This window comes from Aneurinibacillus aneurinilyticus ATCC 12856 (genome assembly GCF_000466385.1).
Taxonomy (GTDB): Bacteria; Bacillota; Bacilli; order Aneurinibacillales; family Aneurinibacillaceae; genus Aneurinibacillus; species Aneurinibacillus aneurinilyticus.
On the sequence record NZ_KE952723.1, the window covers coordinates 56,704 to 64,620 of the forward strand.

General features: G+C 46.9%; 9 protein-coding genes. All 9 read left to right on the plus strand.

Going from position 1 to position 7,917, the window contains the following annotated elements:
* Positions 1–156: 156 nt before the first annotated feature.
* The 9 genes from rpsA to HMPREF0083_RS06105 all read left to right on the plus strand — a co-directional run bounded on the left by rpsA (position 157) and on the right by HMPREF0083_RS06105 (position 7,760).
* Complete coding sequence (rpsA, locus tag HMPREF0083_RS06065) at positions 157–1,338, plus strand: 30S ribosomal protein S1 (RefSeq protein ID WP_021620263.1); 1,182 nt, start codon at positions 157–159, stop codon at positions 1,336–1,338.
* Between the two features lie 20 nt (positions 1,339–1,358).
* Positions 1,359–2,405 (plus strand): type 2 isopentenyl-diphosphate Delta-isomerase, encoded by a 1,047-nt coding sequence (gene fni / locus HMPREF0083_RS06070; RefSeq protein ID WP_021620264.1) that lies wholly within the window; start codon positions 1,359–1,361, stop codon positions 2,403–2,405.
* A 162-nt stretch (positions 2,406–2,567) separates the two neighbouring features.
* Complete coding sequence (locus HMPREF0083_RS06075; RefSeq protein ID WP_040301665.1) at positions 2,568–3,197, plus strand: YphA family membrane protein; 630 nt, start codon at positions 2,568–2,570, stop codon at positions 3,195–3,197.
* A gap of 3 nt (positions 3,198–3,200) precedes the next feature.
* The gene (locus tag HMPREF0083_RS06080; RefSeq protein ID WP_021620266.1) at positions 3,201–4,097 is read left to right on the plus strand and encodes a YIEGIA family protein; all 897 of its coding nucleotides are present in this window, start codon (positions 3,201–3,203) and stop codon (positions 4,095–4,097) included.
* Positions 4,098–4,100: 3 nt separating this feature from the next.
* Entirely contained in the window at positions 4,101–4,295 is a 195-nt protein-coding gene (locus tag HMPREF0083_RS06085) for a capping complex subunit for YIEGIA (RefSeq protein WP_021620267.1), read from the plus strand.
* A 129-nt stretch (positions 4,296–4,424) separates the two neighbouring features.
* Positions 4,425–5,741 (plus strand): ribosome biogenesis GTPase Der, encoded by a 1,317-nt coding sequence (der, locus tag HMPREF0083_RS06090; protein ID WP_021620268.1) that lies wholly within the window; start codon positions 4,425–4,427, stop codon positions 5,739–5,741.
* Positions 5,742–5,758: 17 nt separating this feature from the next.
* Positions 5,759–6,352, plus strand: coding sequence for a glycerol-3-phosphate 1-O-acyltransferase PlsY (gene plsY / locus HMPREF0083_RS06095; protein ID WP_021620269.1), 594 nt, complete (start codon positions 5,759–5,761; stop codon positions 6,350–6,352).
* Between the two features lie 11 nt (positions 6,353–6,363).
* Complete coding sequence (locus HMPREF0083_RS06100) at positions 6,364–7,401, plus strand: NAD(P)H-dependent glycerol-3-phosphate dehydrogenase (RefSeq protein ID WP_021620270.1); 1,038 nt, start codon at positions 6,364–6,366, stop codon at positions 7,399–7,401.
* Positions 7,402–7,493: 92 nt separating this feature from the next.
* Positions 7,494–7,760 carry a stage VI sporulation protein F gene (locus HMPREF0083_RS06105; protein WP_021620271.1) on the plus strand — a complete coding sequence of 89 codons (267 nt, stop codon included), beginning with the start codon at positions 7,494–7,496 and terminating at the stop codon, positions 7,758–7,760.
* Positions 7,761–7,917: the final 157 nt, after the last annotated feature.

Below are 7,917 nucleotides of genomic sequence, written 5' to 3' on the forward strand. Positions count from 1 at the left end.
GTCCAGAAATTAGCAGGTTTGGCACTAGCATTCGTACATATAACTTTGGTAAGCTAAGATAAATATGCTGCTGTTTGCTATAAATGCTTGTTGTTTCTTTTAGAGGTAAGAAGCATTTATTGTTTGAATGGCTTTTATTTCAAGGAGGTATGGTCTATGGTAGAGGAAAATCAAAACGAAATGAATGGTCAACAAGGTTTGGGCGGAGTTGAGGTTAACCAGGTGTTAACCGGCACTGTCTCTCGTGTGGATGAAAAACAAGCCTTGATTGATGTTGGCTATAAGTATGACGGCATTCTTCCGATTAGTGAAGTTTCCAGCCTTCATATCGAAAAGGTAGCTGATGTTCTTTCCGAAGGCCAGGAAATCCAAGTAAAGGTCATCCGTCTTGATCAAGAGAAGGATGAGATGATCGTCTCCAAACGTGCGGTTGACGCTGAAAAGGCATGGGATGAGCTTGCTGGCAAGTTTGAATCCGGTGAAGTGTTTGAGGCAACGATTGCCGACAATGTGAAGGGTGGCCTTGTGGTTGATTTGGGCGTTCGTGGTTTTATCCCGGCTTCACATGTGGAGCGCCACTTTGTAGAGGATTTTTCTGATTATAAAGGAAGAACGCTTTCCATTAAAGTGATTGAACTCGATAAAGAGAAAAACAAAGTGATTCTTTCCCATCGCGCCGTGCTTGAAGACGAAGCAGACAAACAAAAGCAGACGGTGCTTGATAAGCTTGAACCAGGCTCTGTTATTGAGGGTACAGTACAGCGTCTGACTGATTTCGGCGCCTTTGTTGATGTAGGCGGAGTGGATGGACTGGTCCACATCTCTGAAATTGCCTGGAATCATGTTGACAAACCATCCGATGTTCTCAAGGAAGGCGACAAAGTCAATGTGAAAATCCTGAAGGTTGACAAGGACAACGAGCGTATCAGCCTTAGCATTAAGGCAACGTTGCCAGGACCGTGGGAGCAAGCCGCTCAGGACTTTAAGATTGGCGATGTGGTACAGGGTACAGTGAAGCGCCTGGTGAGCTTTGGCGCCTTTGTGGAAGTGGCGCCAGGGGTAGAAGGTCTTGTTCATATTTCTCAAATCGCTAACCGCCATATTGGCACACCGGATGAAGTGCTAAAAGAGGGCGAAGAAGTAAGCGTAAAAATTCTGGATTTCAACCCTGAAGAAGAACGTATGAGCTTGAGTATCCGGGAAGTACAGGATGACAAGCAAAAACAGGAAACGAAGAAAGAAGTAGCAGCCTATCAGGCAGAAGAGAATAACACGAGCGGTATGGGCGTGACGATTGGCGATCGCATGGGCGATCTGCTTAAGAAGTTTAAATCCTAATCCATGACAGAGGGAGCGCAATGTCAAGAACTTCACGAAAACGCGAACATGTAGAGCACGCGCTTACAACCGGCCAATCCGGTGCGCACGGGTTGGAGGATGTGAAGTTTGTGCATAACTGCCTGCCTGACATCGCTTATGAACAAGTGGATACACATACAACAATCGGCGGACTCGCACTGAGTTCGCCGATTGTTGTAAACGCGATGACAGGCGGAGCAAGCGAAACATATACGATTAATCAATCACTTGGAATGTTGGCACATGAAACAGGAATGGCGCTAGCAGTCGGATCTCAGATGGCAGCAATTAAAGAGCCATCTTTGATTGAAACATATCGGATTGTACGCCGTGAGCATCCCCATGGAATTTTATTCGGTAATTTAGGGGCAGAGGCGACACCTGATATGGCGCTTCGCGCTGTAGATATGATTGAAGCCGATGCATTACAGATCCATCTAAACGTAATGCAAGAGTTGATTATGCCTGAGGGAGAACGCGACTTTAGTGGTGCGCTGCGTCGTATCGAAGCGATTGTGACTGCATTGGAGATACCCGTTATTGTAAAAGAAGTCGGGTTTGGCATGTCACGGGAAGCAGCGGAGAAGCTTGTCTCCTGTGGTGTAGCGGCAATTGATGTAGGTGGGCGTGGCGGCACGAATTTTGCTCAAATCGAAAATATGCGGCGGACGCAGCCATTCGACATACTAAATGAGTGGGGAATTTCTACAGCAGTAAGCCTATTGGAGGTAACACAGCTCGCAGGGCGGGTTGATGTTATGGCCACCGGTGGTATTCGCACGGGACTTGATGTGGCACGATGCCTGGCTCTAGGTGCTTCTTGCGTAGGTATGGCCGGGGCCTTTCTTCGCTATGCAGTAGATGGAGAAATGCAGAAAGCAATCGAATATGTAAAAAGTCTCCACGAAGAACTTACAGTCATCATGACGGCTTTAGGAGCGTCATCCATCGCCTCTCTCCAGCGAGTTCCACTCGTTGTTACAGGAGATACATATCACTGGGCAGCTCAGCGCGGCATTAATTGCACTGCGCTTGCACGGCGGTAGAAGAAATAAAAAGGCAACTTTCGCTTTATGCGACTGTTGCCTTTTACCTTTTTAACTGGCATTGCTTTCCCTGTTTCCTGTTTTAATATTTATGCTATGCACTTTCTCTTTTTCGGCAATAATACTTACAGAAACCTTAGAAAGAAAAGGAGACTTGCACGTATGAATCCGGGATATTTATCGGTTATCTGTCTATTGTTTATTGTTGTGCTGGGATGGATGGGGGCGCTGGATGGGCTGCTTGTACGCCTGCAACTCCGTATGCGAACATTTTTGGCCCTTTTGTTTGCTATGTATGTGACCAGCGGTTGGTATATACCCCTTGGTTCAATGATATCGGTCAGCATAGGTGCTTTTGTGCTGCCTGCTGTTTATTTCTTTTTTTTGTGGGGAAGACAAGAAAAGGATATTCGGAGCTATAACTTTGCAGCAGCTCTTCTTACAGGTGTTACGTTATTTTTGCTTCGATACGTACTCAAGCTTGACCCTGTACTGCATGTTGTGGATGAAACCTACCTTATCGCAGGGGCCACAGCCGTACTGCCGCTTGTTATGAGCCGCCATGCAGAACAGGTAATAACGATTGCGGGTCTAGGGCTGTGCTTCATGGAAGTCATGTCCGGGATATTTCTCAATCCGCCCGGCATTCCCGCTGTAATAGGGGAATTGTCATTTCGTGACTCGCTTGTTTTTTCTTTGTTTATGGCCCTGCTTCTGCATATGGTGGTATTCCGCTGTGTGGACGCCAGTACCACACTGGTACGCAAAGTGTTGGTGAAAAGGAGTCGATAAAGAATGGCTACGTACACGATCCCCGTAGCTGTCGGAGTACTGGTAGGGGTGGCCGCTCGCCTGTACATGCTGCGGACAGACTACCGTCAATATCCTACATATCCGCATGGTCGGATTATTCACATTGCGCTTGGCGTCATCGCTTCACTTGTGGGTGCGGTCGTCATTCCCTCCATCCTAAAACCGGATTGGACAGCAGTCACATTTCTTGGTCTGGCGGCTCAGCAATTTCGTGAGGTGAGAAATATGGAACGAAATATGCTACAACAACTTGATGCCATGGAACTTGTTCCGCGTGGTGTCTCCTATATCGAGGGAATTGCCCAAGTATTCGAAGGTCGCAATTATCTTGTCATGTTTACTTCCCTTGTTGTGACATTTGTCGCTATTCAAGCTTCAATCTGGTGGGCGCTTGTAGCAGGCATTGTTATGTTTTTTATTAATGGTCGGCTCATGTCAGGCAAATTACTTGGACAAATCGCAGATGTTCAGGAAGGGAAAATTGGGATTGATGGACATAATTTGTATGTGGACGACATTTATATTATGAATATTGGATTACGTGCGGACCAGGATGTGATACTCAAACACGGGGTTGGGGTTGTCATTACGCCAAAGAGTGCCGGAAGTCTTGTTACGATAGCAAATCTTGGACAGCGTCAGGCAATTCTGCATGACGTGTCATCTATTCATGGTGTGTACCGCGATTCTGGAGAGCCAGCGCTTGTGCCACTTGCCAAACGTAATATGCAGAACGGACAGCTCGGCGTTTTCTTGCTGCCGGAAGAAAAGGATAAAAGCAAAGTGCTTACCACGGTAAGGTATGTGCCTGTATTGGACAGCGCAGTGAGGCTTCCCCGGAAAGCGAATGCCAATCAGCAGACGAAGGGGGCGCGTTAACGTATGGGCATTTCAATTCAACAATACATTCTTGCGGTGATTACGAAAAATCGAAGCCGCATCGGGGGAAGCGCGCCTATTTTTTATGCTGAAGGAGAGCAGGAATTGCAGCAAATCGCCTTCACACTTGAAAAAATTTTGGACGGAGTTGTTCATGAAATCACCCCGGATACACTTATTATCGTCAAGCATTCATAATGCAGAAAAATAATGAGTCAGGCTGTATAACTGAAGATGAAGGGAAGGGAGAAGGATGGTTTGTCTTGCTTGTCCTTACAATTCATTCTATGATAGTAGAGATATTGAAAAAGAGAGGAAAGTTATTTTATGGCAAATCCTGTAGTAGCGATTGTCGGCCGGCCGAATGTGGGCAAGTCGACACTGTTTAATCGAATTGTAGGGGAGCGGTTGGCGATTGTTGAGGACATTCCGGGCGTTACTCGTGACCGTTTGTATAGCCAGGCGGAATGGCTCGGCAAACCGTTTCATTTAATTGATACAGGCGGTATTGATTTTGATGATCATGATGAACTGCTTGAATCCATCCGGCATCAGGCGGAGCTGGCAGTGGATGAAGCGGATGTTATCGTTCTGGTGGTAGACGGTACGGTCGGTATTACCGATCAGGACCAGGATGTGGCACGTATGCTGTTCCGTTCCAAGAAACCGGTCGTGCTTGCAGTTAACAAAATTGATAATCCACAGCGTCTTAACGATGTATATGAATTTTACTCATTAGGTATGGGTGAACCGATGCCGATTTCTGGTGCGCATGCTACCGGTATCGGTGATTTACTGGATGAAATCATTAAGCATTTTCCAGAATATAAGGATGATGAATACGATGAGGATGTCATCCGCGTATCACTTATCGGTCGACCGAATGTAGGCAAATCATCGCTGGTGAATGCACTGCTTGGGGAAGAACGCGTAATCGTAAGCGACATTGCGGGTACAACGCGCGATGCAATTGATACCCCGTTTACGTTTGAAGGTCAGGAATATGTACTTATCGATACGGCGGGCATGCGCAAGCGCGGCAGGGTATATGAATCGACCGAGAAATATAGCGTGATGCGGGCGTTACGGGCGATGGAACGTTCCGATGTTGTGTTGGTAGTTATTAACGGCGAGGAAGGCATCATCGAACAGGATAAAAAAGTAGCTGGCTATGCTCATGAAGCGGGACGTGGTGTCATTATTGTCGTCAACAAATGGGACGCGGTGGAAAAGGATGAGCGTACGATGAATAAATTCATCGCTGACATTCGTGAGGAGTTCAAATACTTGGCCTATGCCCCGATTTTATTCGTATCCGCAAAGACGAAGCAGCGGATACAGACCGTGCTTCCAAAAGTAACCCAGGTAGCTGAACAGCATGCGATGCGCATTGCGACACCGGTGCTAAACGACTTAATTCATGAAGCGACGACAGTAACGCCGCCGCCAAGCGACAAAGGACGGCGTCTACGCATCAATTATGCCACGCAGGTTGCAGTCAAGCCACCAACATTTGTGCTGTTTGTCAATGATACTGAATTAATGCATTTCTCTTACCAACGCTATCTGGAAAACAAGATTAGAGAAGCTTTTCCGCTAGAAGGGACCCCGGTTCGTATTCTGGCACGGAACAAGTCGGAATAGGGAAGGGGAGAGACCGAATGGGAGCGGTTGTCATCATTCTTTCTTATTTGCTCGGATCGATTAGCTTTAGCATCCTTGTTGCAAAAAAAATCGCAAAAATCGATATCCGACAGCATGGCAGTGGTAATGCAGGAGCAACCAATACACTGCGGGTGCTCGGAAAAGGGCCAGGCATTGCTGTATTACTGTTGGATGCAGCTAAAGGCGCAATTGCTGTAGGTATTGCATATTGGTTATCCAGAGGAGAAGACTGGGTCGTTGTATTCTCCGGGGTGGCTGCAATTATAGGGCATAATTGGCCTATATTTTTTGGGTTTCGTGGCGGCAAGGGAGTTGCTACTACCATTGGTACGCTGATTGCGCTTACGCCGTTGCCTGCTTTGATTGCAGTCATTATAACGATTGCAGTCATTGCCATTACGCGGTATGTGTCGCTTGGATCGCTTGTTTTCTTTACGCTTATCCCTATTATTCTTATCGTAAATGGAGCCTCTCTCACGTATATTATTGGCACGCTTGCTATAGCAGCGTTAGGGTATATACGCCATATAGACAATATTAAGCGCTTGATTCGAGGTACAGAACGGAAACTAGGGCAGTCTAAACGATAAGGGGGATATGTATGAAACGAAGTGTTGCGGTAATCGGTGCCGGTAGCTGGGGTACGGCGCTTGCAACCGTACTTTCAGAGAACCATGACCATGTTTCGCTTTGGGCTAGACGGGAAGAATTGGCGCGAGAGATGAATGAAAAGAAAGAGAACAAACGGTATTTACCTGGCATTAAGCTTTCACCAAATATTATGGCCAGCGCGTCGCTTGAGCATGTCGTTCGGGATAAAACATTAATTTTGCTTGTTGTTCCATCCCATGCCATGCGGGCTACGATTCGTAATCTTGCTCCGTATCTACATAAAGAAGCGATTCTCGTACATGCGACAAAGGGATTGGAGATTGACTCACTTAAACGGATGAGTGAAGTAATCAAGGAAGAGGTACCTGAAGCGTTCCATAAAAGAATTGCTGTATTGTCGGGACCAAGTCATGCTGAAGAAGTAGGCTTACGGGCGCCTACCACGGTCGTAGTGGCTGCGGAAGTTATCGAAGTGGCTGAAGAAGTACAGGATGCATTTATTACAGCCCGGTTTCGTGTATATACGAATCCGGACGTAATCGGAGTGGAGATTGGTGGTGCACTGAAAAACATTATCGCTCTCGGTGCAGGGGTAAGCGACGGATTGAAGTTCGGCGATAATGCAAAAGCCGCGCTTCTTACACGAGGGCTGGCCGAGATTAGTCGCCTTGGGATTAAACTTGGAGCAAGTCCGCTAACGTTCACTGGCCTTGCGGGTGTCGGGGATTTGGTGGTGACGGCCACCAGCCAGCATAGCCGAAACTGGCGCGCTGGAAATATGCTGGCAGAAGGATTAAGTCCAGATGAAATTACTGTGAATATGGGAATGGTTGTCGAGGGTATTAAGACGACGAAGGCCGCTTATGATCTGTCGCGTAAGCTCGATATAGAGATGCCAATTACCCGTGAGCTGCATGCGTTGCTGTTTGAAAACAAGGCGCCTCGTGAGGCGGTCAGCGACTTAATGGGCCGGGTACGTCGTCATGAAACGGAAGAGCTGGCACTTGAATATTTTGAGAATCGATGAGGGGGTGACGGACTGATAAACCGAAAAGCCGCACTTTTTCCTATTTTTGCTCATACACTGTTGTGTATAGTGGAAGGAGGGAGATGTAGGGTATGGCAAACATCCCGAAAAAATTTCTTGATAAATTGCAGGGCAGGAATGTGGATACGTCTCAGCTTGAGAAGTTGGCTGGAGGCGTAAAGAAAAGCGATTTGAACGACGATCAGAAGTTACTGCAATTAATCCGACAGCTAGCTGGTCTTGCTAACGTATCTTTGACAAAGGAAAAGGAAGAAAAGATCATTAAGTATATCCGGACACACGATGTAGGAAACGGCGATATAAAGACGCTGACAAACCTTCTGAAAAATAAGCTCTAAGGTGTAAGAAATAGGCGAAGTCAGCTGTTACAAGCTTGAAAAATCCAGCATACAGTATAGCATGATTCGCGAAAATAAGGGCTCTCGAAAATAGCGCGAGGATACAGGAAAGAAAGAAGAGGGTGTCCCAAACTACCATGGCTTGGCAGCCACCACG